At 70.6% G+C, this 22,256-nt stretch carries 25 protein-coding genes, 1 tRNA gene and 3 pseudogenes; 18 read left to right on the top strand and 11 right to left on the bottom strand.

Features of this window, described 5'->3' with window-relative positions:
- Positions 1 to 112 precede the first annotated feature (112 nt).
- The 9 genes from AMETH_RS02830 (at position 113) to AMETH_RS02795 (ending at position 6,175) form a co-directional block, all read left to right on the top strand.
- Positions 113 to 373 carry a hypothetical protein gene (locus tag AMETH_RS02830; RefSeq protein ID WP_017986526.1) on the top strand — a complete coding sequence of 87 codons (261 nt, stop codon included), beginning with the start codon at positions 113 to 115 and terminating at the stop codon, positions 371 to 373.
- On the top strand, positions 373 to 816 hold the full coding sequence (locus tag AMETH_RS02825; protein WP_017986525.1) for an SsgA family sporulation/cell division regulator: 444 nt from the start codon (positions 373 to 375) through the stop codon (positions 814 to 816). Before AMETH_RS02830 ends, AMETH_RS02825 begins: the two co-directional genes overlap by 1 nt.
- On the top strand, positions 813 to 1,058 hold the full coding sequence (locus AMETH_RS02820) for a hypothetical protein (RefSeq protein ID WP_017986524.1): 246 nt from the start codon (positions 813 to 815) through the stop codon (positions 1,056 to 1,058). The genes AMETH_RS02825 and AMETH_RS02820 overlap by 4 nt, the downstream gene beginning before the upstream one ends.
- Positions 1,058 to 1,372 (top strand): hypothetical protein, encoded by a 315-nt coding sequence (locus tag AMETH_RS02815; protein ID WP_017986523.1) that lies wholly within the window; start codon positions 1,058 to 1,060, stop codon positions 1,370 to 1,372. Before AMETH_RS02820 ends, AMETH_RS02815 begins: the two co-directional genes overlap by 1 nt.
- Positions 1,369 to 2,238, top strand: a complete 870-nt coding sequence (locus AMETH_RS02810) for a hypothetical protein (RefSeq protein WP_017986522.1) — start codon at positions 1,369 to 1,371, stop codon at positions 2,236 to 2,238. The genes AMETH_RS02815 and AMETH_RS02810 overlap by 4 nt, the downstream gene beginning before the upstream one ends.
- Complete coding sequence (locus tag AMETH_RS02805) at positions 2,238 to 4,535, top strand: FtsK/SpoIIIE domain-containing protein (protein ID WP_017986521.1); 2,298 nt, start codon at positions 2,238 to 2,240, stop codon at positions 4,533 to 4,535. Before AMETH_RS02810 ends, AMETH_RS02805 begins: the two co-directional genes overlap by 1 nt.
- 231 nt (positions 4,536 to 4,766) lie before the next feature.
- Positions 4,767 to 5,414, top strand: a complete 648-nt coding sequence (locus tag AMETH_RS02800) for an HNH endonuclease family protein (protein ID WP_017986520.1) — start codon at positions 4,767 to 4,769, stop codon at positions 5,412 to 5,414.
- Positions 5,414 to 5,590 carry a hypothetical protein gene (locus AMETH_RS38540; RefSeq protein WP_017986519.1) on the top strand — a complete coding sequence of 59 codons (177 nt, stop codon included), beginning with the start codon at positions 5,414 to 5,416 and terminating at the stop codon, positions 5,588 to 5,590. The genes AMETH_RS02800 and AMETH_RS38540 overlap by 1 nt, the downstream gene beginning before the upstream one ends.
- Positions 5,591 to 5,668: 78 nt before the next feature.
- A complete protein-coding gene (locus AMETH_RS02795; protein ID WP_017986518.1) occupies positions 5,669 to 6,175 on the top strand; it encodes a hypothetical protein in 507 nt (168 codons plus the stop codon).
- A 38-nt stretch (positions 6,176 to 6,213) separates the two neighbouring features.
- On the opposite strand, the gene AMETH_RS36330 is transcribed toward AMETH_RS02795, so the two are convergent.
- Positions 6,214 to 6,507 (bottom strand): CPCC family cysteine-rich protein, encoded by a 294-nt coding sequence (locus AMETH_RS36330; protein ID WP_223843042.1) that lies wholly within the window; start codon positions 6,505 to 6,507, stop codon positions 6,214 to 6,216.
- A 32-nt stretch (positions 6,508 to 6,539) separates the two neighbouring features.
- Between AMETH_RS36330 and AMETH_RS02785 the strand changes: the two genes are divergently transcribed.
- From AMETH_RS02785 to AMETH_RS02775, 4 genes are all read left to right on the top strand, one after another.
- The gene (locus AMETH_RS02785; RefSeq protein ID WP_017986516.1) at positions 6,540 to 7,004 is read left to right on the top strand and encodes a WhiB family transcriptional regulator; all 465 of its coding nucleotides are present in this window, start codon (positions 6,540 to 6,542) and stop codon (positions 7,002 to 7,004) included.
- 32 nt (positions 7,005 to 7,036) lie between these two features.
- Complete coding sequence (locus AMETH_RS02780; RefSeq protein ID WP_017986515.1) at positions 7,037 to 8,194, top strand: DUF3631 domain-containing protein; 1,158 nt, start codon at positions 7,037 to 7,039, stop codon at positions 8,192 to 8,194.
- Between the two features lie 215 nt (positions 8,195 to 8,409).
- Entirely contained in the window at positions 8,410 to 8,598 is a 189-nt protein-coding gene (locus tag AMETH_RS36325) for a helix-turn-helix transcriptional regulator (RefSeq protein WP_081617651.1), read from the top strand.
- On the top strand, positions 8,598 to 9,977 hold the full coding sequence (locus AMETH_RS02775; RefSeq protein WP_017986514.1) for a tyrosine-type recombinase/integrase: 1,380 nt from the start codon (positions 8,598 to 8,600) through the stop codon (positions 9,975 to 9,977). Before AMETH_RS36325 ends, AMETH_RS02775 begins: the two co-directional genes overlap by 1 nt.
- 120 nt (positions 9,978 to 10,097) lie before the next feature.
- Here the strand turns inward: AMETH_RS02775 and AMETH_RS02770 are convergent.
- Positions 10,098 to 10,179, bottom strand: a tRNA-Tyr gene (locus tag AMETH_RS02770).
- Between the two features lie 116 nt (positions 10,180 to 10,295).
- Between AMETH_RS02770 and AMETH_RS02765 the strand changes: the two genes are divergently transcribed.
- Entirely contained in the window at positions 10,296 to 10,787 is a 492-nt protein-coding gene (locus AMETH_RS02765) for a YajQ family cyclic di-GMP-binding protein (RefSeq protein WP_017986513.1), read from the top strand.
- A 216-nt stretch (positions 10,788 to 11,003) separates the two neighbouring features.
- Here AMETH_RS02765 and AMETH_RS42350 read toward each other — a convergent pair.
- From AMETH_RS42350 to AMETH_RS41290, 5 genes and pseudogenes are all read right to left on the bottom strand, one after another.
- Positions 11,004 to 11,708: pseudogene (locus AMETH_RS42350) on the bottom strand (lanthionine synthetase LanC family protein); the annotation flags it as partial.
- Positions 11,709 to 11,979: 271 nt separating this feature from the next.
- Positions 11,980 to 12,258, bottom strand: coding sequence for a lantibiotic dehydratase C-terminal domain-containing protein (locus AMETH_RS41980; RefSeq protein WP_323807000.1), 279 nt, complete (start codon positions 12,256 to 12,258; stop codon positions 11,980 to 11,982).
- 116 nt (positions 12,259 to 12,374) lie between these two features.
- Positions 12,375 to 12,665 (bottom strand): annotated as a pseudogene (locus tag AMETH_RS42345) (thiopeptide-type bacteriocin biosynthesis protein); the annotation flags it as partial.
- On the bottom strand, positions 12,659 to 13,405 hold the full coding sequence (locus AMETH_RS41295; protein ID WP_026153744.1) for a lantibiotic dehydratase: 747 nt from the start codon (positions 13,403 to 13,405) through the stop codon (positions 12,659 to 12,661). The gene AMETH_RS41295 and the pseudogene AMETH_RS42345, both read right to left, overlap by 7 nt.
- A pseudogene (locus tag AMETH_RS41290) lies at positions 13,405 to 14,609 on the bottom strand (lantibiotic dehydratase family protein). The gene AMETH_RS41295 and the pseudogene AMETH_RS41290 overlap by 1 nt, the downstream one beginning before the upstream one ends.
- Positions 14,610 to 15,056: 447 nt before the next feature.
- Between AMETH_RS41290 and AMETH_RS02730 the strand changes: the two are divergent.
- Positions 15,057 to 16,193, top strand: coding sequence for a sialidase family protein (locus AMETH_RS02730; RefSeq protein WP_026153742.1), 1,137 nt, complete (start codon positions 15,057 to 15,059; stop codon positions 16,191 to 16,193).
- On the opposite strand, the gene AMETH_RS02725 is transcribed toward AMETH_RS02730, so the two are convergent.
- Genes AMETH_RS02725 through AMETH_RS02715 form a run of 3 tightly spaced genes read right to left on the bottom strand, consistent with a single transcriptional unit; the run spans position 16,166 to position 18,304 of the window.
- Positions 16,166 to 16,813 carry a DsbA family oxidoreductase gene (locus tag AMETH_RS02725; RefSeq protein WP_017986506.1) on the bottom strand — a complete coding sequence of 216 codons (648 nt, stop codon included), beginning with the start codon at positions 16,811 to 16,813 and terminating at the stop codon, positions 16,166 to 16,168. The two genes, AMETH_RS02730 and AMETH_RS02725, sit on opposite strands and share 28 nt — an antisense overlap.
- Before the next feature lie 29 nt (positions 16,814 to 16,842).
- Positions 16,843 to 17,433 carry a TetR/AcrR family transcriptional regulator gene (locus AMETH_RS02720; protein WP_026153741.1) on the bottom strand — a complete coding sequence of 197 codons (591 nt, stop codon included), beginning with the start codon at positions 17,431 to 17,433 and terminating at the stop codon, positions 16,843 to 16,845.
- Between the two features lie 4 nt (positions 17,434 to 17,437).
- The gene (locus tag AMETH_RS02715) at positions 17,438 to 18,304 is read right to left on the bottom strand and encodes an alpha/beta fold hydrolase (RefSeq protein ID WP_026153740.1); all 867 of its coding nucleotides are present in this window, start codon (positions 18,302 to 18,304) and stop codon (positions 17,438 to 17,440) included.
- An 87-nt stretch (positions 18,305 to 18,391) separates the two neighbouring features.
- Between AMETH_RS02715 and rfbA the strand changes: the two genes are divergently transcribed.
- Complete coding sequence (gene rfbA, locus AMETH_RS02710) at positions 18,392 to 19,273, top strand: glucose-1-phosphate thymidylyltransferase RfbA (protein WP_017986503.1); 882 nt, start codon at positions 18,392 to 18,394, stop codon at positions 19,271 to 19,273.
- A gap of 118 nt (positions 19,274 to 19,391) precedes the next feature.
- Here the strand turns inward: rfbA and htpX are convergent, their stop codons facing one another.
- Complete coding sequence (gene htpX, locus AMETH_RS02705; RefSeq protein ID WP_026153739.1) at positions 19,392 to 20,258, bottom strand: zinc metalloprotease HtpX; 867 nt, start codon at positions 20,256 to 20,258, stop codon at positions 19,392 to 19,394.
- 142 nt (positions 20,259 to 20,400) lie between these two features.
- Here htpX and AMETH_RS02700 point away from each other — a divergent pair, with 142 nt between their 5' ends.
- Both AMETH_RS02700 and AMETH_RS02695 read left to right on the top strand, forming a co-directional pair.
- Positions 20,401 to 21,342: a YncE family protein gene (locus AMETH_RS02700; protein ID WP_017986501.1), complete on the top strand. Its 942-nt coding sequence runs from the start codon at positions 20,401 to 20,403 to the stop codon at positions 21,340 to 21,342.
- A 33-nt stretch (positions 21,343 to 21,375) separates the two neighbouring features.
- Entirely contained in the window at positions 21,376 to 22,248 is an 873-nt protein-coding gene (locus AMETH_RS02695; RefSeq protein WP_017986500.1) for an LLM class F420-dependent oxidoreductase, read from the top strand.
- Positions 22,249 to 22,256 lie beyond the last annotated feature (8 nt).

The following is a 22,256-nucleotide window of genomic DNA, read 5'->3' as shown; positions in this document are numbered from 1 at the left end:
CATGACCCGCTTTGTGATCACGGACCCCGGCACGGCGGCCCACTCCGCCAAGAACAAGCACGCCGCGCCGGGACTCCCCAACCAGTCGCAAGACCACTCGGGAAGGAACCCAATGGTAGGCACCAACGAGCGCGACCAAGCTGCGCAGGAGCGCGAGCGCGTGTTGGCCAAGCTGCGAGCCGGTCGCGAGCACCTGGAGACCTGGGCCAATCTGATCCGGCAGGGCGCCGAGCAGCGCGTGGGCAGCATGGAGGCCGAGGACGTGGTGCAGGACGCCACCTACGCGGCGGCCCTGGACCTCTACGGCGACGTGTGCGAAGCGGTGTGCCGCTTCGCCGCCCTCGCCCCGGAGATCGAGCGGGGTGAGCGCTGATGCTGCCCACGAGCCTGAACCTGCCGATGTGGGCCGAGCTGGAGGACTGCTCCGGCGAGGTGATCGAGCTGGTGCCGGTGAAGGTGAAGTTCCGCTACCGCACGGATGACCCGTTCGCGGTGGTGCTGGACTTCGCGGTCGGCGCCGAGCAGTGGGTGCGCTGGCACATCGCCCGGGACCTGCTCGCCGAAGGTCTGGCGATCCCGCCCGGCAGCGCCGACAACGCGGGAATGGGGGACGTGCTGGTCGCCCCGTGCCTGGACGTGCCGTGGCGGGTGTGGATCAGCCTGTCCTCGCCGACCGGGGTGGCCGATTTCGCGTTCAAGCGCGCCAGCCTGGTCGACGCGCTGGCCAAGACCGAGGCCCTGGTACCGATCGGCACCGAGTCCGACCGGATTGACTGGGACCGCGAGTTCGCGGCGCTGGGTGGTGAGGCCGCATGAGGACCGTCGCCACACCCGCCCAGCTCAAGACCCTCGCCATCCGCCGCTACGAGACCACGACCGGGCGCCGGTGGCGCGACCTGACCGCCGTCCAGCGCGCCGCTTGGCTGTCCAAGACCGAACCCGTCCTGCGTGCTGAGGAAGGCATCGCGCTCGATGCCGTGTGGCGCGACGGGGCGTGGCAGCCCGCCGACCAGATCGACCTGTTCGCCGAGCTCGACACCGCGAAGGAGGTGGCCTGATGAACCACACCGTGCTCTACGTCCTCGGCGGACTCGCGCTGATCGGGTTGTTCGCGACCTGGCGGTCCGGCCGGAAGTCCGCGCTCAAGGCCCGCAAGGGCGTCCGCGAGGTGACGCGGATGACCGGCAACGCCGTGCGGACGCTGCTCACGGCCGCGGTGATCGTCGGCATCCAGTGGGCCGTCATCACCTGGTGGCCCAACACGACCGCGCTGCTGATCGTGCTCATCGTGCCGTCACTGTTCGCCGGCGCGGCCGTGGCGCGGCTGCTCGCGGTGACCGAGATCGTGACTACCACGAGGGGGCAGCGATGACCGCGACGCAAGACGCCCAGCTCGTGCCTCTGTCCACTGCGGACAAGCTGCGCCAGGACGCGGAGACCGCGGCCGAGGTGCGGGCGCTGTCCAACCACCCGGACGTGATCGCGCTGCGGGTGGAGAAGGTCCGCGGCTTCGTGGACACGCTGGTGTGGGTCGGCATCTTCCTCGGACTGGCGTTCACGATGGTCAACGTCCAGACCTTCGCCGCCGCCGGCGCCGCCATGTGGTCGCTGCCGTGGCTGGCCGCGTGGCTGCTGGACCCGATGGTGTCGCTGGTGCTGGTGGCGGTGCTGCGCGCCGAGCAGATCACCGCCCGATACCAGGTCGAAACCGGGAAGTGGCCGCACCGCACGAAGTGGTTCGCGTTCCTGGCCACCTACGTGATGAACACGTGGCAGTCCTGGACCGAGTTGCACGTGGCCGGGGTCGTGCTGCACTCGGTGCCGCCGGTGCTGGTGTTTCTGGCCGCGGAGACCGCGCCGGTGCTGCGCGACCGGCTCACCGAGGCGGTCACCCGTGCCGCTGCCCCGGCGTTCACCGGGCAGCCGCAGGAGGCCGTTCAGGACGCCACCCCGGAGCCCGTTCAGCAGCCCGCTCCCGCGCCGGTCAAGCGGACGCCCCGGAAGGCGAAAGTCGCGGCCAAGCCAGCCCGCAAGCTGCGGGGCGACTATCTCGCCGAGGTCCGCGCGGCGTGGGCGCCGGGCATTGAGATCACCCCGGCGTGGGTCCGGACGGTCTGCCCGGACATCTCCCGGGGGACCAGCAAGAACGTCGCCGACGACCTGCGCGCCGAGGTGACCGCGACCGCCGAGCCCGCCCCGTTCCCGTCCGCTGCCCAGCGCCGCGAGGAGGCCGCCTGATGTTCATCCCCACCAACCCGCGCCCCGGCGACGACTCCAACCGTGAGGACCCCATGAACACCCCCGAGCAGGAGCCCGTGAACACCGACCAGCACGAGACCGTGAACGGCAAGGTGCTGCCGTTCACGCCCCGCCCGGACAGCGCCAGCAACGCCGACGAGATCCCCGTTCAGGAACGCCGCGACCTGTCCCGTTCGGACGTGATCGACGCCGAGATCGTGGACGAGGAGGACGCCGAGCAGGTCCGGCACCCGGTGCTCGTGGACCCGCCGACGCCGGCCAAGGCGTCGTGGTGGGAGACCACCCGGGACGCGAAGATCCGGCCGCTGCTGCCCGCGTGGGCGCGGTCCAAGGCCGAGCTGCGGGACCGGGTGAAGTGGGTCGCCTTCTACACCGGTCACACGGTCGCCTACCACGCGGTGCGGACCCCGGCCTATGCCGGAATCCTGCTGCTGCGCTCGCCCCGCGGGCTGTGGCGGGTGGTTGTGGCCACGCACCGGTGGGTCTACGACGCGGAGGGCAAGCCGCTGCGCGCGGCGGCGGTGACGGCGAACGAGTACGACAAGTACTTCAAGCTCGCCGAGGTCCGCGCCGAGCGTATCCGCAAGCGCGGCCTGCTGGCCTTCCTGACCCTGCTCGTGGCCGCCGCCGGGGTGTACGTGCTGGCCAGCTACAGCACCGGTTTGGCGTGGCTGCTGGCCGCCGCCGGGGTCGCGCTGCTGGGCAAGGTCGGCACACCGGCGGACAAGCCCGTCCTCGGGCGCGCCGTCGTGACGTCGAAGGCGCCGAAGCTGACCAGCGACGTGGTGGTCCGCGCCCTGGCCGCGCTGGGCATCTCCGGGATCAACCAGGCCGTAGCGAAGGGGCAGGGCATCACGTTCCCCGCGCCGATCACCCGAGACGGGCCGGGCTGGCGCGCCGAGGTCGACCTGCCGCACGGCGTCACCGTGACCGACGTGATGGAGCGCCGCGACAAGCTGGCGTCCGGGCTGCGCCGCCCGCTGGGCTGCGTGTGGCCCGAGCCGGTGTCCGAGGAGCACGCCGGGCGGCTGGTGATCTGGGTCGGGGACCAGGACATGTCCAAGGCCAAGCCCGCGACCTGGCCGCTGGCGAAGTCCGGTGAGGCGGACCTGTTCAAGTCCGTCCCGTTCGGCACCGACCAGCGCGGCCGTCCGGTCGGGGTGGACCTGATGTTCGCGAACATGGTCATCGGCGCGATGCCGCGCATGGGCAAGACGTTCTCCCTGCGGGTGCTGGTGCTGGCCGCGGCGCTGGACCCGTGGGTGGAGCTGGTGTTGTGGGAGCTCAAGGGCACCGGTGACCTGGGGATGTTCGAGAAGGTCGCGCACGAGTACGGCTCCGGCGCCGACGACGAGACGCTGGAAGGCGCCATGAACAGCCTGCGCCGGCTGTACAAGGAGCTGGAGCGCCGTTCGAAGACCATCACCCGCATCGCCAAGGAAAACCGGGCGCTGTGCCCGGAGAACAAGGTCACCCCGCAGCTCTCGCGCAACCGCAAGCTCGGGCTGCACCCGATCTTCGCCGCGATCGACGAGTGCCAGGAACTGTTCTCCCACGACGACTACAAGGAGGAGGCCCGCAAGCTGGCCGAGGGCATCATCAAGCGCGGCCCGGCAATGGGCATCATCCTCGTGCTGGCCACCCAGCGCCCCGACGCCCAGTCCCTGCCGCCGGGTGTCTCGGCGAACGCCGGGCTGCGGTTCTGCCTGCGGGTCATGGGCCAGTTGGAGAACGACATGGTGCTGGGCACCTCGTCGTACAAGAACGGCATCCGGGCCACCACGTTCGGGGCGAAGGACAAGGGCATCGGCTACCTGGTCGGCGCCAGCGACGACCCGCAGATCGTGCGCGGCTACTACATCGACGGCCCGGCCGCCGAGAAGATCGTGGACCGCGCCCGCGCCCTGCGCGAAGGGCACGGCACCATCACTGGACACGCCGCCGGCGAAGTCGTCGCCGACGAGGCCGCGCGTCCGTCCTATTCGGTCATCGCCGACACCGCGTCGGTGATCCGCGCCGGGGAGCAGAAGGTGTGGTCGGAAACCCTGGTCGACCGGCTCGCCGAGCTGCGCCCGGAGGTCTACGGGTCGTGGGCCGAGCTGGACGGGCGGGCGAAGGCCAACCAGCTCGCCTCCGCGCTCAAGCCCTTCGGCGTGGACACCCTCCAGGTCTACGGCCGCACCGAGGACGGCAAGACCGCCAACCGGCGCGGTGTCGAACGCGCCGCCGTGCTCGCCGCGGCCGACCGCCACCGCACCAAGAGCAACGGAGAGTAATCGGCGTGGGGTGCTAGCGGGTTCCGGCTCGCTAGCGTCACCCGATGCTAGATCTAGCATCCCCGCTAGCGCCCCACACCCTTCCTGAGCTGCGAGCTAGCTCCTAGCGTCCACCAGCGCAAACATCGCCGGAACCCCGGGAAACCCGCCTCGGCGACACCCCCGTCCGGCTGTCGCCCTGGCCTCTCACGCCCATCTGTCGACACGTTGAGTAGTCATCGAGAGGAAGTCATGAAGACCGCCGCCATCACCGCTGCCGCGCTCGCCACCCTCGCCCTGACCGCCGGTTGCCTGCCCGTCACCGACACCGCCGCCGCCCCTGCTGAGGTCGCCGCCGCGCTCGCCGCGCTGCCGATCGCCCCCGAGGACACCGGGTTCCACTACGACCGCGACGACTGGCCGCACTGGAAGACCGTGCACGGCACCTGCAACGCCCGCGAACAGGCCCTGCTCGATCAGGGCCAGGGCGTCCGCGCCGACGACCAGTGCCGCCCGATCGCCGGAACGTGGGTCAGCGCCTACGACGGGGTGACCGTGACGGATGCGTCCAAGCTGGACATTGACCACCTCGTGCCGCTGGCCGAGGTCGCCCGCTCCGGCCGCATCGAGAACGGCCACCGCGTCGGCCCGCGGCAGTGGTCCCGCGCCGAGCGGGAGCGCTACGCCAACGACCCCGACGTCCTGGTCGTGGCCACCGCCCGCGCGAACCGGTCCAAAGGGGACCAGGACCCCGCGCACTGGCTCCCCGAGCGGGACCGCTGCGGCTACGCCGCCCGCTGGATCGAGACCAAGACCCGCTACCGCCTCTCAATCGACCAACCCGAACACGACGCCCTGGCCGCCATCCTGACCCACTGCCCGAACGGAGGTGGCCGGTGATGGCCGGCGCCTACTGCCGCTACTGCGGCCGCCGCTGCTTCGTTGACCGCGTCCTGCCAGACGGCTCCTGGGCCGGGCACATGGCCACCTGCCCGGAAGGTGCGGCCCACGACCGCGAGGTCACCGGCCACGACCACACCACCGCGGTCAACCCCCACCCCACCAGTCAGTCCTGATCTGCTGTCGGGTCGCCCGTCGACTCCCTCCGGGCGACTCGACAGCCCACCATCTGCAGCTCACCCGAGAGGTTCCCCATGGCTACCGCCACCGATGCCCTGACCAACCCGGAGCGCCAGTTCCTCGGCTGCCTGATGCAGCTCCCCGCCCGCCGGGCCCGGCGGCTGCTGGCCGGGATGCGCGCCGCCGACTTCGCGGGCGGCATGGCCGCCCACGTCCTCCAGCTCGCCATCGAGGTCGTGGCCGCGGACCAGACCCCGGCCCCGGTCACCCTCTACACCCACGCCCTCGCCACCGGGCAGGCTCCGGGCGAGAAGCGCCGCGAGTGGCTGTCCGGCTGGCTGGTCGACACCTTCCGCGACGCGCCGATGCCCGAGCTGGCCGACCATCTCAAGGCCGTGCTGCTGGAGGCCGCGTGGCGCCGCGCACTGCTCGGGCACGCCCGCCGCATCGAGCAGGCCGTGGCGGGCTCGCCCACGGCGGTGCTGCGTGAGCTGGCGGACGACACCGCCGCGATCGACGAACTGTGGAACCGGTACCAGGCCGCCTTGACCGGCCGGCCGAGTCTGGAGGTGGCCGCCTGATGACCCAGGTCCACCTCAGTACCGACCGGCAAGCCGTACTACCTCAGAGGATGTTCGTCACCGCGCGGCGGACGGACATGCTCAAGCGCCTTCTCCTCGACAGCACCGAAGCTCTCGAAATTGCGTCGGGCTTGCGTCAGGCTCAGCCAACCGTTCGGCCCACCCCGCACCTCATCGGCGTCGTGCGCATCTTGCCCGTCGTCCTCCCAGAAGCACACCTCGCAGATCTCGAAGCCACCGCGCTCTCGCAGAGTCAGGTAGCCGCAGCACGGGCACGCGTAGGGGCCGAGGCCAGCCGGTCTGTGCACGTTGACGAACGGAGGCTTCTCCACGGGCACCATGTTCCCACCGAAGGGGCAGCATCGTGATTCGGCGCCATAACCCAAGTCTGCGGGGAACGCTCACCCCAGGCCGTCCCCGAACAACGCCGGCCACGTGGGCGGACTTCGGCCTCACGCCCGAGGACCTGGCCTGGCACGAGCACGCCGCCTGCCGCGGTACCGACCCGGACGCGTTCTTCCCCGAACCCGGCCCCGGTGCCGCCGAGCTGACCGCTGCGGCCAAGCGGGTCTGTGCCGTCTGCCCGGTCCGCGCGGCCTGCGCGGAGTGGGCCAGCACGCACGACGAGGAGTTCGGCATCTGGGGCGGTCAGACCGAGCAGGAACGCCCGCGCCGCCACCGCCGCCCGCAGACCCCGCGCGACCGGGAGGTCGCCCGGCTGACCCGCGCCGGCAAGACCGCCCGCGAGATCGCCTGCACCCTGCGCATCACCCCGCGCACCGTCGTCCGCGTCCGCGCCCGGCTGCGGGCCGACCAGGACGCCGCCTGACATCCCCTAGCTGAGCCGAGAAGGAAGCCCGGATGAGCCATCCCGCCCGCCCGCTGCGGGTCGTGCCCGCCGCCCGCGCACCCGGCCCCACACCCGCCGATGGTGCCGCCGTCCTCGATGAGATCGGAGCCTTCGTGTCCCGCTTCAACGCCTTCCCCGACGAGCACTGCGTGCCCACCCTCGCGCTCTGGTACGCCCACACCCACGCCGCCGAGCACTTCTACGTCACCCCGCGGCTGATCCTGTCCAGCGCCGAACCCGGGTCCGGCAAGACCCGCGTGCTGGAGGTCGCCCAGTACCTCGTGCACGCCCCGGAAATGACCATTTCCGCCAGCACCGCCGCCCTGTTCCGGATGGTCAACGCCGCCCCCATCACCATCCTGTTCGACGAGGTGGACGCGATCTTCAACCCGAAGAACGGCGGCAACTACGAAGACCTGCGCGCCATGCTCAACGCCGGCTACAAGCGCTCCGCCACCATCGCCCGGTGCGTCGGTGACGCCAAGGCCATGAACGTGCAGCGCTTCAAGGTCTACGCCCCCGTAGCGCTGGCCGGGATCGCCGGGCACATGCCCGACACCATCACCACCCGCGCCATCACCATCCACATGCGCCGCCGCGCCCCGAACGAGCGGGTAGAGCCCTTCAAGACCCGCCGCATCGAGACCGAGGCCGAACCGCTGCGGGAGAAGCTCGCCGCGTGGGTCGCCAGCGTCGCCGACAGGCTCGACGACGCCGAGCCCGACATGCCCGAAGGCGTCACCGACCGATCCGCCGAGATCTGGGAACCGCTGATCGCCCTCGCCGACGCCGCCGGCGGCCACTGGCCCGACACCGCCCGGGCCGCCTGCGCGCACTTCGTGGCCAACAACGACCCGCACAAGGGCAGCCTCGGCATCCGGCTCCTGGCCGATCTCCGCGAGGTCTTCACCCAGCGCCAGGCCGACCGGCTGTCCACCGCCGCGATCCTGGAAGCCCTCTACGCCAACGAAGAGGCACCGTGGGGCGACCTCTACGGCAAACCGCTGGACGCCCGCCGACTGGCCAAAGAGCTGGACCGCTACGGCGTCAAGCCCACCGTCTACAAGGCCGAGGGCAAGCCCACCCGCGGCTACCTCGCCACTGGCGAAACCGGCCTCGCCGACGCCTGGAAGCGGTACCTACCCGCCGACCCCGGCTCTACCGCGTAACCGACGTAACTCACGTAACCCCGCAGGTCAGCCGGTTACGGCACGAGCCCCGGTTACGGATGCATCCGTAACCGCCCAACCATCCGTAACCCGCTGACCAGGCCGGTTACGCCGGTTACGCCAGTTACGCGACATAGCCGCAACACCAGAAGGAATCCGCCATGCCTCATGCCAGCCGTCGCCGACCGTCACCTCTCCTCGGAGGACACCTCGTCATGGGCACCACGTCCCGATTCCTCACGCTGAAAGCGTTCTGCGAAGAGCTCCAGGTCGCCAAGTCGACCTTCTACGACTGGTGTGCAAAGGGCCGCGCACCACGGCATATCAAGCTGCCGAACGGCGAAATCCGCATTCGACGCTCGGACCTCGAAGCGTGGCTAGAATCCCGAGAGGTGGCCGCCTGATGCAGACCAGCCACGACGTCCGTATCTGGGCAGTAGAGAAGATCAAGGGCAAGCGGAAGACCACCTACCGCGTGCGGTGGCTCGTTGCGAAGCAGAGGTTCGGCGAGTCCTTTGCGACAGTCGGTCTCGCCGACAGCTTCCGCTCGGATCTCGTCACCGCGTCGCGTAAGGGCGAAGCATTCGACACCGACACTGGCTTACCGGTCTCGATGATGCGAAAGCTCGCGACGATGCCGTGGTTCGAGTTCGCGTGCGAGTACATCGACATGAAGTGGCCGAACTCCTCGCCTCGATATCGGAAGTCCACTGCGGAATCGCTCGCACGGATCACTCTGGCCATGACCGACAATCGCGGTTCGTTGCCCGCTGCAGGCAGCCCCGAGGGACGGGAGTTGCGGCAAGCCCTGATGGCTGCGTTCAATCCGACGAGGCGCGAGGCCGCCCTGTCCGGCCGGATGGCCGGCGAGCTGAGCACGATCGCCCGGCACAGTCGCAACGTGAACGACCTGGAGAAGCCCGACGTTCTTCGGTCGGTACTTGCCGAACTCGAAACCAACCTGGACGGAAATCGAGGATCAGCGAACACCGTTCGCATCCGCAAGGCCGCGCTCACCAACTCCATCGACTATGCCATTGAGAAGAAGCTGCTCGCGGGCAACCCACTCGCCGAGCTAAAGACCAAGAGGCGCAACTACGCGCTCAAGGAGGTCGACCCTGCGTCCGTCGTGAACCCGATGCAAGCGCGGATGTTGTTGGAAGCAGTCGGCAACGTGGGGAAACCTGGGCCACCACTCGTCGCCTTCTTCGCCACGATGTACTACGCCGGCTTGCGCCCCGAGGAGGCCGCGAACCTGAACAAGACCGACCTCGCGATTCCCGAAGAAGGCTGGGGCGATCTCAACCTGAGTGGCGCGCGTCCCGAGATCGGGAAGGAGTGGACCAACTCGGGCGAGGCGAGCGAAACGGGTCCCCTGAAGCACCGCGAGGAGAACACCGGCCGGACGGTTCCCTGCGCGCCGGCGTTGACGGAGATCCTGCACAACCACCTCACTCGCTTCGGCACCGCGCCGGACGGTCGCCTCTTCCGCGGTGCGCGGGACGGCGGCCGGGTGTCGAGCAGCGTCTACGGGCGCGTGTGGGCTGCCGCGCGCGAGCTGGTCTTCACCGAGGAGGTGCAGGCCGGCCCGCTCGCCAAGCGACCGTACGACCTGCGTCACGCTTGCGTCTCAACCTGGCTGAGCGGCGGCGTGGAGCCGACCCGGGTGGCGAAGTGGGCAGGCCACAGCCTCTCGGTCCTGCTGAAGGTCTACGCGAAGTGCCTGGACGGCGGCGAGAAAGCCGCTCGTGACCGCGCTGAGCGTGCCATGCGTGGCTGGTAGGGCTCTGGGGCGTATTTGGGGCGGGATGCCGGTCGGTGCCGGACCGAGCCGGACGCGGCCGGACATACGAAAACACCCCCGCGTCCTGTTCTTGCAGGTCACGGGGGTGTTTGCCCTGTGTGGCGGGTAGAGGATTCGAACCTCTGAAGGCAGTGCCGTCTGATTTACAGTCAGATCCCTTTGGCCGCTCGGGCAACCCGCCATGACCGGGCGTCCCGGTCGGGGACTAGCTTACCAACCCTCCGGCGGGCCTCCGACGGGGGTGGGGGCGGCGCTATGGTGTGGTCAGCCGACAAGCGAAACGACGAGGTAGGACACGTGGCGGATCCGTCATTCGACGTGGTGAGCAAGGTCGACCGGCAGGAGGTCGACAACGCCCTGAACCAGGCGGCCAAGGAGCTTTCCACCCGCTTCGACTTCCGCGGCGTCAACGCCAAGGTCTCCTGGGCCGGCGAGGAAGCCGTGACGATCGAGGCCGACACCGAGGAGCGCGTGAAGGCCGCGGTCGAGGTGTTCAAGGAGAAGCTGATCAAGCGGGGCATCTCGCTGAAGGCGTTCGAGGCCGACGAGCCCGCGGTGTCCGGCAAGACCTACAAGGTGAACGGCAAGATCCTCCAGGGCATCGCCTCCGACAAGGCCAAGCAGATCGCCAAGGTGATCCGCGACGAGGGCCCCAAGGGCGTCCAGGCCCAGATCCAGGGCGACCAGCTCCGCGTCTCCGGCAAGAAGAAGGACCACCTGCAGGACGTCATCGCCATGCTGAAGGACAAGGACTTCGGCATCGCGCTGCAGTTCACCAACTACCGCTGACCCCTCAGGCCAGCAACAGCGCGACATCCCACGGGGCCGGATTGCCCGCGTAGCTCGCCAGCGCCAGCGCCACCCCGGCGGTGCCCTGCAACAACCCGGGCGCGTCCGCCCACCTACCGGTGCGCAGGCGGTGCCGGAAACCGAACGGCGCCGACGGGTCGAACGCGGCCAGGACCCGGTCGGCGACCGTTCGGCCGGGACCCCCATCCGTGTGCTGACCTGCAGCAACCCGGCATCCCCGTGGCACACAGTCGGGCCGTCCGCCGGGCCCGGCCTGCGCATCGCGGCCACCGCCAGCCCCGCCGCCCCCGCGTCGCCCAGCTCGGTGGCCGCCAGGTGCAGCGCATGCGCCACCCCGGCCGCGCCGTAACACCACGCCGACCGCAACGCCGGCACCGCCGAGCCCCGCACCTGCGCGTCGAATCCCACGCGCGACGGCCAGCCCACCCCCGACTCGTCCGTCCACGACCACCGCAACGACCAGTCGACTACCACCCGCATCGCGTCGGCCATCCCGGCCACCCGGAGACCGTGCCGGTGGGCCAGCGACAACAGCGCGAGTGGACCACTGATGCCGTGCGCCAGAACGGCGTCGAAGTCGCCCCGCGGGTAGCGCTCGCGGTCCGCGTCCACCGCGTACCGCACCGGCGCGCACCACCACCCGGGCACCTCGTGATCGTCCACGAACACCGGCCGCGTCAATGCGACCAGGCGCTCCAGCACCCCCTCCAGCGCGGTCAGGCACCGGTCACCGCCCAGCGCGAGCAACAACCGCCCCTTGCCGGCGAGCCCGCTGATCACGTCGTAGTCCGCGGCCGCGAGCCGGTCGCGCTCCGGCCAGGACTCGCACACCTCCGCGAGCGCCGCGCCGGCCTTGCGCGACAGCCCGTCGTACCCACCGCCGTGCACGGCTCGGTGCACCAGGACCGCGGACACGACCGCCTCCGGCGCGGCCTCGCCCGACGCCGCCAGGTGAGCATGAGCGACCGCGGCCCGCACGGGGTCCCACGCGGACAGTGCCGCGTGCAGAACCGCGAGCCCCGGGTGGCCGTCGAACAGGCCAGGGCCGCGATCGCCCACTGAGCGCAGGCGATCGCCCACCTCCAGCGCGATCTCCTGGGCCCTCGCCCGCCTCGTGACGACTGCAGTGCTCACCGGTCCTCCTCGGAAGGTCGTCCCCTCGTCGCGGTGCTCATCGGCCGTGCCTCCCGCGGTCCATCCGCAGCGTCAACGCCCCGTGCACCAGCGCGTACACCTCCTGCTCCCGCGCCCGGTCGATCCCGAACACGCGATTGCAGTGCATGTGCGCCAGGCTCAGCGCCACCCGGCCGCGCCGTGTCCAGTGACGGACGACCGGTGGCGTCGATCGCCGCCGCGAGGGACTCCCGCCGGTCCCGGGGCACGCTTCGCCGCAGGTCGAGCGGAACCGTTGCGGCCAGCCAGTCCAGAATTTCCGGCGGCTGTCCGAAATGCCGGACCAGGTCGAGCACGCTCAACGCCACCGCCAGGTCGTCCGGCTCCCGCTCCAGCATCCCGAGCGCGACCAGCGAGTCGGCGTGGAAGACCCGCTCCGCCCGCGGCGATCGCGTCCGGGCCGCCGTACCGCTCGACCTCGGGGTCGTAGCTGTCCAGCACCAGCCGGGAAGCCAACCCGTCCGCACACAGCCCGGCCGCCCACGCGCACAGGCGCGGCAACAGCGTCGTCCACAGCGTGTCCGGCTTGCCCGCGAACCGGATCCGGAGGTGCGGATCGGGATCGGCGTACCGGACGAAGTGCCAGTCCTCCACACCGGCCACGAGATCGGCCAGGTGCGACTGCAGGATCTGACGCTGCGCGGCGTCCCCCCGCGTAGAGCTTGGCGTACAACCATTCACCATCGGGGAGGTCCGGCATTTCGAACCGGGTTCGCGTGGCCGGCACCGGCCGGGCGGCGGGACGCTCCCCGAACAACTGGAACACGACCTCGCACGCGTGGCCGTCCAGCCAGGCATCGCGCGCGACAAAACCTCCTGCACCACGAGCCGCGGCGTCTTCCGCAGCTCGGCGCGGAACACCGCGAGGTGCCGTCGTCCGTCAGGTCGATCGGGATCCGGTTGTCCGAACTGGTCAGCTGCACCCGCCTCGGCACGTCCCAGCGCTGTCGCCAACTCCGGACCGCGTCCGACCAGTCGGACGAGGGGTCCAGCATCTCCCAGCTGGGCAGCCACCGGGCCGGCGCGAGCACGGTCCGGCCGTACCGGACGCGCGGCAGCGCCGGAGCCGTCGACAAGTCGCCCCACCGCCACGGCAGACACGACGGGTTCTCCTGCTCCCCCACCTCGAGCAGGAACCGCGCCACCGGCGGGACGTGCCCGCTGCGCGGGTCCAGCATCGCCCCGGAGACCGGGACCACCCGCTGCCCGGACGCCAGGTCGACGACGTACAGCTCGTCCTGCGTCGCGCCCACGGCCAGCTCGTCCAGCCGCAGGTCGGGCACGTCCGCGGTCGCCGGGCCGCAGCTCACCGGGATGAGCGCCGGAAGCCGCTGCGGCACCGACGCGACGTTCGCCGACCGGATGGTCCGCGGACGGCAGGCCACCTGCCCGGCACCGGCCGGTGCACCATCGCGGACCAGCATCAGTGATGCTCGTCGTCGAGCTCGGGCATCAGGTGCGCGAACCGCGCGATCGACGACCCGGCCTGCGGCGAGCCCAGGTTCTCACCGACGACCAGCCGGAACTCGCCCGCGCACAAGGCGTCCCAGCTCGGCGCGAGTACCTCCGCGCACAACTCCATCGACACCGGCCACCGCGGGGGTGGGTCCTCGGCGAGCGAATCGACCAGCTCGTCGTCGAGTTCGATCTCGTCCCGCCCCTCGCGCACCGCGGCGAGCAGGTGCTCGATCAGACCACGAGGCCCGGGACGCGAAGGCCGCGTGGAAACTCCGGCAGTCCGAGGCCGCGGGTGTTGTCCAGCAGTTCCAGCACCGGCACCAGTCGGTCGCTGCCGTACCGCTCTAGAAAGCGCTCTCGATAGGAGTCCGACCAGGACGGCCCCGCCGTAGATCCCAGTCGCCACAACGCATCCGCTGCTCGGGCAGCTTCCGCTCCGAGCTCGGCGGGCAACGTGGCCGAGACGTCCAGGCGCAGGTCGGTCTGGATGACGTCGTCCGTGTCGTGCAGCGCCCGCATCCGGGCCACCACCGCAGGCCGACGGGCCCGCCGGCCCGGCACCGCCGCGTCCGCGGCCCGCGACTCGCGCCGGACCGCGCTCAACTCGGCGTGCACCGGGTGCCCGGCAGGCACCCGGCCGAGCACGTGAGCGAGCGGGTCGAGGCAATCCGGCGGCGGGTCCAGGTCCGTGAGCAGCACCCCGAGCTCGACGAGCTGCCGCAGCACGCCTTCGAAACCAGTGCGCCGGAAACGACGGCACAACCGCGCCACCAGCTCGGGCCACGGAACCGGCGTACGCGTCATCTCCCGCACCGCGCGCACCAGCGGCGTGAACCGGATCGAGGCTTCCCGGCGATGCGCGTCCTCGTACCGCTCGGGCAGCACGAGCCGATCACCGCGGATGACGCTGACGTTGTTGGCGACCAGGACCGTCCGCGGCAGGACGACCGGATCGGTCCGCAATCGCCGCAGCACCCCGTCCAGCCACTCGGCGTCCGTCCGGCTGGTCGGACGGTGCTGCCGCCCGATCCGCAACTCCGGCTCGTCGTCGAGGCGCACGGGCGCGACGCCGGCGAAGAGTCCGAACGGCGTCGGCCTCCCGGTCAGGCGGAGGTGGTACTTGGCGAGGGCGAGCGCGCTGCGCCGGCGGACCTTGTCCTTGACCGGCACGCCGCGCACCACGCGGAGGACGTCGCGGGCCCAGGCTCGGACTGGCCGCTTCGACCGCCTCCCTCAGGGTTTCGTCGGCCGCCAGCACCTCCAGCGGCGGGATCGGCCCCGTCGTGCGCGGTCGCACCGCCGCCCGCAGCAGGGCCGGGCCGGCACACGTGAACATCGCTTCGCCTCCCGGCTGGACGGGTGGCGGGTCCCCGCAGACCCGCCACCCGCGGATCAGGTCAGCAGGACGGCCACAGGGTGGCGCAGATGTCGCTGAAGCCCGACTTGTTCGTCAGCAGGTCCCGTCCTGCGCCGGGGTCGAGATGCGGAGGTCCAACTGCCTTCCGAACGCAGGGGATCGTTCAACGATCCAGCAAGAGGTTGATTCCACCTTCGCCAAAAAGTCAGTGATCACCCTGTGGTCTAATTCCGCTGCTGAGAGTGAAGGGGAGGCCGCAGATGCGTCGAATGGCCGCGCTGATGCTCACGCTGCTGGCCGCGCCGGGCGTGCTGACCGTTCCGGCGCACGCGGCGCAGCGCACCGAACTGGGCGTCGGCGCGTACCCCCGGGTCATCCGCCTGGAACACGCGCCGTTCCGGCGCGGCCGGATCGTCGCGTCCGTGAACAGCTGGGACGGACGCGGCGCGTTCGCGCGGATCTACGAGAGCACCGACGAAGGCGCGTCGTTCCACCAGATCGGCGAGGTCCGCGATCCGGCGGGAGCGCAGGGCGAATGCTGCGGGAGCATCTACGAACTGCCGCAACGAGTCGGCCGGCTGCGGGCGGGCACGCTGCTGTGGGCGGCCTCCTACGGGCAGAACGGCGGCGCGGGCCGCCGCATGTCGATCCGGATCTGGTCCAGTTCGGACGGTGGACGGAACTGGAGCTTCCTGTCCGAGGCCGCCCGCTCGCACAACCACGACGGCGTGTTCGAGCCGGAGTTCACAGTGGACTCCGGCGGGACACTGTGGATGCACTATGCCGACGAAACCGAGGCGCCGCGCCACGGCCAGGTGCTCAACCGCGTCGCGTCCACCGACGGCGTCACCTGGGGCACCAAGCAGAGCACGGTCGCGATCTCGCCCGACCGCGTCCGCCCCGGCATGCCGGTCGTGCGGAAACTGCCCGACGGCCGCTACTACTTCGGCTACGAGATCTGCAACTACGGCCAGCGCTACTGCGACCCGTACTTCAAGATCTCACCCGACGGCGCCAACTACGGCGCCCCCGCCGACCCGGGCACCCGCGTCGTGACGGCGAACGGCAACTACTTTCAGCACGCCCACAACGTCACGGTCTTCCCCGGCGGACCGAACGGAGTTCGACTCCTGATGGTCGGCCAGATCTACACCGACCGCGCCGGCAAACCGCTGCCGTCCAACGGCCAGGTGCTGCTCGCCAACGACGCCTTCGGCGCGGGCAACTGGTACGAGCTGCCCGCGCCGGTGCACGTTCCCCGCGCCTACAACAACTTCTGCCCGAACTACAGCTCGTCGCTGCTGCCCGTGGACGACGGGCGCAACGTCCTCGAACTGGCCGCCGACTACGACGGCGACGTCTGCAAGATCTACTTCGGCAAGGGCTCCGCGTCCTGATAGGCCTTGTCCAGCGCGGCCGCGAAGGTCTCGGTGGACTGGGCGCCGGACACCCCGTAACGGCGGTCGAAGACGAAGAACGGCACGCCGTTGGCGCCGAGCGCGCGGGCCTCGTCGATGTCCGCGCGGACCTCGTCGGCGTACGCGCCGTCGGCCAGCACCCGGCGGACCTCGTCGGCGTCCAACCCGGACTCCGCCGCCAGCTCGACGAGCGACTCCTCGCCGAAGACCGAACGCCGCTCGGTGAAGTAGGCGCGGAACAACCGCTCGGCGACCGCGTCCTGCAGGCCGCGCTCACGAGCGAGGTGCAGCACGCGATGGGCGTCGAAGGTGTTGCCGATGACGCCACCGTCCAGGTGGTACTCCAGCCCCTCCGCCGCGGCGAGCTGGGTCAAGCGCTCCTCGTTCGCGGCGAACTCCGCCTCGCTGATCCCGTACTTCGCGGCGATCAGCGCCGCCTTCGGCTGCGGCTCGCGCGGCGCGCCCGGGTCCAGCTCGAAGGACCGGAAGGTCACCTCGACCTGGTCACGGTGCTCGAACCCGGCAAGCGCGCGCTCGAAGCGCCGCTTGCCGAGGTAGCACCACGGGCACACGACATCGGACCAGATCTCCACCTGCACGATCCCGGCGAACGCCGGGCGGCCCGGCGTTATTCCGCGAGGAGGCCGATCAGCCAGGTGGCGAGCACCTGCTCGGCGTCCGACCTGGCCTGGGCCGGGTTGTCCGCGTGAGTGATCATCAGCGCCGCCTCGTTGACGGCGCTGAGCACGAGCTGGGCCAGCACGTCGACCGGCAGCGGCTTCACCAGGCCCTGCTCGACCGCCTGCCGCAGCACGCCGATGACCAAGCCGAGACCGTGTTCCGCCTCGATCTCGCGCCACGTGGTCCAGCCCAGCACCGCCGGGGCGTCGATCAGCGAGATCTGCCGGATGTCGGCGCGCTCGCACGCGTCGAGGAAGGCCTTGAGCGCGAAGAGCAGCCCGGTCGCGAGGTCCGGCGCGTCCTTCGTGGCCGCTTCGACCTCGGCGGTGACCTCCAGCTCGAGCTGCTCGAACACGGCGCGGAACAGGCCCTGCTTGTCGCCGTAGTGGTGGTAGAGCGCGCCCCGCGTCACCCCAGCGGCCCGCACGATCTCGTCCGCGGCCACGGCCTGGTAGCCGCGCTCGGCGAACAGCTCGCGGGCGGCCGCCACCAACGCGGCCCGGGTGCTCTGGGATCGCTCTTCCTGCGTACGGCGCACGCCCCTAATCTGCCATGACGCCCGCGAACGCCAGGACGTGCCGCACCAGCTCGGCCGGCTGGTCCTCCGGCACGAAGGCGTACGAGTCGGGAACCTCGACCAGTCGCGCGTTCGGCAGGGTCGCGGCGAGGCGCTTGCCGAGGCGCAGCGGGAAGGTCCGGTCCTCGTCCGCCCACACAAGCAGCACCGGCTTGTCGAACGCACGCAGCTTCTCCGCGGCTTCCACCGTGTACTCCGGGCGCACGCCGCGGAGGAACTTGCGCAGGTCACGGCGGATGGCGGCGTCCCGGTGCGCCGGCCGGACGTAGGACTCCACGGCCTCCGCCGGGATCGGGTACTTGGTGACCCATCCGAACACGAACGGCATCCGGTGCAGCGCCTTGACCTGCAGCAGCGCCGCGACCGGGCGCATCGAGCCGGGGATGTGGGCGAGCGGGACGAGTGGTTTGAACAGGGGCGGGAAGAAGTGGTCGAAGCAGTCGGACGGCGTCAGCACGACGCTGCCGACCCGCTCCGGCCGGCGGGACAGCATGATCTGGGTGAGGGCGCCGCCGGTGTCGTTCGCGACCAGGAGGACGTCACGCAGGTCGAGGGCGTCGAGGAAGTCCGCGATCAGGTCGGCGACCCCGGTTGGACTGAGGTCGGCGTCCGGGCGGAGCGGGACCTCGTGCGCACCGAGCGGCAGGTCGATGCTGAGGCACCGGAAGCCGGCTGCCGCCAGACCCGGGACGACGTGCCGCCAGAGATCGGCGTTGACCAGGGCGCCGTGGACGAACACGACCGGCCGCCCCTCGCCGCGTTCAAAGTAGCGAACGTCACCGTGGCGGAGGGTCACGCGCTTTTCTTGCCCGAGTGCTGGTGAGCGAGTCATGGTCTCGAAGATACATACAGACTGTATGTATGTGAACCTCCAGACACGCTAGGGTGGTTCCGGATCGATCCGGAAGGAGCTGGGGACATGAAGGGCATCGTGCTGGCGGGCGGCAGCGGGACGCGTCTGCACCCGATCACCCAGGCGGTGTCGAAGCAGCTGTTGCCGGTGTACGACAAGCCGATGATCTACTACCCGATCTCGGTGCTGATGCTTGCCGGGATCCGGGAGATCCTGATCATCTCGACCCCGGCCGACCTGCCCAACTTCCAGCGCCTGCTCGGCTCCGGCGACCAGTTCGGGCTGCGGCTCAGCTACGCGGAACAGCCGAGCCCGAACGGCCTCGCCGAGGCGTTCGTCATCGGCGCGGACTTCATCGGCGACGACGACGTGGCGCTGATCCTCGGCGACAACATCTTCTACGGGCAGGGGTTCTCCGGCCGGATGCAGCAGGAGGTCGCCAAGCTCGACGGGTGCGTCCTGTTCGGCTACCCGGTGAAGGACCCACAGCGCTACGGCGTCGGCGAGCTCGACGCGGACGGCAGGCTCGTGTCGATCGAGGAGAAGCCCGAGCGGCCGAAGTCCAACCAGGCGATCACCGGGCTGTACTTCTACGACAACCAGGTCGTCGAGATCGCGCGCGGCCTCACTCCGTCGAAGCGGGGCGAGCTGGAGATCACCGACGTGAACCTGACCTACCTGCGGCAGGGGCGCGCGAAGCTGGTCGAGCTGGGCCGCGGGTTCGCGTGGCTGGACACCGGCACGCACGACTCGCTGCTGGAGGCGGGGCAGTTCGTGCAGGTGCTCGAACACCGGACCGGCGTGCGGATCGCGTGCCTGGAGGAGGTCGCACTGCGGATGGGGTACATCGATCCGGAGGAGTGCCTCGCGCTCGGGCTGAAGCTGTCGAAGTCCGGGTACGGGGACTACGTCGTGGCGTGCGCCCGTGCCGCGGGGGCCGTGGGTTAGACCGGCTGGGCCTCGGTCCGCCGATGACGGAAGGCAGGCGGAGGCGCCGGTTCACGACGCGCCGCGGCGGGGCGTTGAACGACACCCTCGGTCCTAGGAGCCCCCAGACGGCGGCGGCTCAGAACGGGCCGCGGCGGGCCATTTCCTCCAGGCGGCGGATGCGGTCCGCGATCGGCGGGTGGGTGGAGAACATCCGGGAGAACGTCTCGCCGGGGCGGAACGGGTTCGCGATCATCAGGTGCGACTGCGAGACCAGCTGCGGCTCCGGCACCAGCGGCGCCCGCCGGGTGCCGTACTCCAGCTTGCGCAGCGCGGAGGCCAGGCCGAGCGGGTCACCGGTCAGCTCGGCGCCCGACGCGTCCGCCTGGTACTCGCGCGAGCGGCTGACCCCCATCCGGATGATGCCGGCCGCGATCGGGCCAACCAGGATGATCAGCAGCGACACCAGCGGGTTGTTGCCCTCGCGGTCGTTGCCGCCGAACACGCCGGCGAACATCGCCAGGTTCGCCAGCACGCTGACCATGCTCGCGAGCGCCCCGGCGACGCACGAGATCAGGATGTCCCGGTTGTAGACGTGCGACAGCTCGTGCCCGAGCACCGCCCGCAGCTCGCGCTCGTCCAGCAGCTCCAGGATGCCCGTGGTGCAGCACACGGCGGCGTGCCGCGGGTTGCGGCCGGTCGCGAAGGCGTTGGGCGCGACGGTCGGGCTCACGTAGAGCCGCGGCATCGGCTGGCGCGCCGACGTGGCCAGCTCCCGCACGATCCGGTACATCACGGGCTGCTCGGGCTCCGACACCGGCCGTGCCCGCATCGCGCGCAGCGCCAGCGTGTCCGACTTGAAGTAGGCGTAGGCGTTCATCCCCAGCGCGAGCGCGAGCCCGACGAACAACGCGCCACGCCCGAACAGTGAACTGATCGCGATGATGATGGCACTCAGCAACCCGAGCAACAGCGCGGTCTTCATCCCGTTCTGGTGCCTGTGCACGTGCCCTGCGCCTCCTTACCAACACTCGCTTTCCCAACGCACGAAACGGAAGTGAAGTTCCTTCGTGATCTCCGCGCGCGCCGGTGAGCACTCCGGGTTACCGTTCGACCCGCGTACCCCAAACATCACGGGGAGGTCGGTCATGGGCGCCGCCGAGGTCAGCCGCCGCACGGTGTTCGGCCTGGTCACGACCGCGGCGCTGCTCGGGCTGCCGTCCCCGGCCCACGCGGCGCCCCTGCTGACGTCCATCCCGGTCGGGAGGCGGCCGCAGGCGGTCGCGGTGAACCCGGTCACCGGCGTGTGCCACGTCGCGAACACGGCGGACCGGACGGTTTCGGTGATCGACCGGGGGCGCACCATGGCGGCCGTCCCGGCCGGAGGCGCCCCGGCCGACCTCGCCGTCGACGAGCGCACCGGCCTGGTCTACGTCGCCAACCGGACGCCGGGCACCACCGCGGTCCTCGACGGCGGGCGGGTCACCAACGTCGTCGCGTCCGGGCCCGGACCCGCGGCGCTCGCCCTCGATCCGGATACATACCGGCTGTATGTCGCATCCGGCGAGGCCGGCGCCGTGCGCGTGCTCGACCTCTTCGGAGGCGCGCTCGCGGCGACCATCGAAGCCCCCGGCCGCGGGTTCAGCAGCGCCGCCATCGACGGGCGGACCGGGTACTTCGCCAGCCTCCACACCGGCACCATCGAGGTCCTCGACCTGGACACGAGCCGCTTCACCGCGAGCATCCCGGTCGGGGACGGGCCGGCCGGGCTCGCTGTCCACCACGGCACCGGCACGGTGTACGTCGCGAATTCCGGCATCCACCACCTGTCGGTGGTCGACGGCGCACAGACCCGCACGATCCTGCTGCGCAGCGAGGCGTCCTCGGTCGCGGTGCACCAGGCCACCCACACCGTCTACGCCAACGGCGGACCGGACGGGCTCGTCCGCATCGACGGCACCCGCGGCGAGATCACCGGCGAACTCGCGCTCGGCATCAACCCCGGACAGGTCGCCGTCGACCAGCGCACCGGCGCCGTGCACGTCACCGATCCCCTGCACGACCGCCTGCACGTGATCACCGGATTCTGATTTCCCCGGCGCGGCACCGGGTACCAGAAATCCATGAAACTCGGACTGCAGATTCCCGACTTCACCTGGCCGAACGGACCCGCCGCGCTGGGCCGCGAACTCGCCGAGGTCGCCCGCGCCGCCGACGACGCCGGATTCGGCTACCTCGCCGTGATGGACCACTTCTACCAGATCCGCGGCGTCGGCCCCACCGAGAACGACATGCTCGAGGCCTACACGACCCTCGGCTACCTCGCCGCGCACACCCGGCGCGCCAAGCTGCTCACCGTCATCACCGGCGTCCTCTACCGCCAGCCCGGCGTGCTGGCCAAGGCCGTCACCACGCTCGACGTCCTCTCCGGCGGCCGCGCCATGCTCGGCATCGGCGCGGGCTGGAACGAGGAGGAGTCCCGCGGCCTCGGCTTCCCGTTCCCGCCCACCGCGGAACGCTTCCAGATGCTCGAAGAGACCCTGCAGTACGTGCTGCGGATGTGGTCGGACGACGACGGCCCGTTCTCCAGCGCGCACATCGAGGCCGAGCGGCTGCTCAACGTCCCGCAGGCACTGTCCACACCGCATCCGCCGATCATGGTCGGTGGCAGCGGCGAGAAGAAGACCCTGCGGTTCGTCGCGAAGTACGCCGACGCCTGCAACATCTTCGACGGGCCGGAACTCGAACACAAACTCGACGTCCTCCGCGCGCATTGCGAAGCCGAAGGACGCGATTACGACGAACTCACCAAAACCGTCTACCACCCGCTGAACATCGGCCCGGACGGCAAAAAGAGCGGGGAACTCAAGACCGAACTGAGCCGGCTGGCCGGCCTCGGGATCGACGGCGTGATTGGCTCCGTTCCGGGGATTCCGGATCTCCGCCTGATCGACGTCTTCGCCGAGGACGTCATCCCCTTCGCCGAAGCGCTGTAAACCGGCGC

This window comes from Amycolatopsis methanolica 239 (genome assembly GCF_000739085.1).
Lineage (GTDB): Bacteria > Actinomycetota > Actinomycetes > Mycobacteriales > Pseudonocardiaceae > Amycolatopsis_E > Amycolatopsis_E methanolica.
This window is presented reverse-complemented; position numbering and strand designations above follow the sequence as displayed.

What these genes read in the sequence shown, in the direction of transcription:
- AMETH_RS02795 (WP_017986518.1), top strand. Translation starts at nt 5,669, where the DNA reads ATGGCTACCGCCACCGATGCCCTGACCAACCCGGAGCGCCAGTTCCTC.
- rfbA (WP_017986503.1), top strand. Translation starts at nt 18,392, where the DNA reads ATGAAGGGCATCGTGCTGGCGGGCGGCAGCGGGACGCGTCTGCACCCG.
- AMETH_RS36325 (WP_081617651.1), top strand. Translation starts at nt 8,410, where the DNA reads ATGGGCACCACGTCCCGATTCCTCACGCTGAAAGCGTTCTGCGAAGAG.
- AMETH_RS02820 (WP_017986524.1), top strand. Translation starts at nt 813, where the DNA reads ATGAGGACCGTCGCCACACCCGCCCAGCTCAAGACCCTCGCCATCCGC.
- AMETH_RS02830 (WP_017986526.1), top strand. Translation starts at nt 113, where the DNA reads ATGGTAGGCACCAACGAGCGCGACCAAGCTGCGCAGGAGCGCGAGCGC.
- AMETH_RS41295 (WP_026153744.1), bottom strand. Translation starts at nt 13,405, where the DNA reads ATGCTGGTCCGCGATGGTGCACCGGCCGGTGCCGGGCAGGTGGCCTGC.
- AMETH_RS02695 (WP_017986500.1), top strand. Translation starts at nt 21,376, where the DNA reads ATGAAACTCGGACTGCAGATTCCCGACTTCACCTGGCCGAACGGACCC.
- AMETH_RS02805 (WP_017986521.1), top strand. Translation starts at nt 2,238, where the DNA reads ATGTTCATCCCCACCAACCCGCGCCCCGGCGACGACTCCAACCGTGAG.
- AMETH_RS02775 (WP_017986514.1), top strand. Translation starts at nt 8,598, where the DNA reads ATGCAGACCAGCCACGACGTCCGTATCTGGGCAGTAGAGAAGATCAAG.
- AMETH_RS02700 (WP_017986501.1), top strand. Translation starts at nt 20,401, where the DNA reads ATGGGCGCCGCCGAGGTCAGCCGCCGCACGGTGTTCGGCCTGGTCACG.
- AMETH_RS02800 (WP_017986520.1), top strand. Translation starts at nt 4,767, where the DNA reads ATGAAGACCGCCGCCATCACCGCTGCCGCGCTCGCCACCCTCGCCCTG.
- AMETH_RS02815 (WP_017986523.1), top strand. Translation starts at nt 1,058, where the DNA reads ATGAACCACACCGTGCTCTACGTCCTCGGCGGACTCGCGCTGATCGGG.
- AMETH_RS02715 (WP_026153740.1), bottom strand. Translation starts at nt 18,304, where the DNA reads ATGACTCGCTCACCAGCACTCGGGCAAGAAAAGCGCGTGACCCTCCGC.
- AMETH_RS02730 (WP_026153742.1), top strand. Translation starts at nt 15,057, where the DNA reads ATGCGTCGAATGGCCGCGCTGATGCTCACGCTGCTGGCCGCGCCGGGC.
- AMETH_RS38540 (WP_017986519.1), top strand. Translation starts at nt 5,414, where the DNA reads ATGGCCGGCGCCTACTGCCGCTACTGCGGCCGCCGCTGCTTCGTTGAC.
- AMETH_RS02810 (WP_017986522.1), top strand. Translation starts at nt 1,369, where the DNA reads ATGACCGCGACGCAAGACGCCCAGCTCGTGCCTCTGTCCACTGCGGAC.
- AMETH_RS02780 (WP_017986515.1), top strand. Translation starts at nt 7,037, where the DNA reads ATGAGCCATCCCGCCCGCCCGCTGCGGGTCGTGCCCGCCGCCCGCGCA.
- AMETH_RS02825 (WP_017986525.1), top strand. Translation starts at nt 373, where the DNA reads ATGCTGCCCACGAGCCTGAACCTGCCGATGTGGGCCGAGCTGGAGGAC.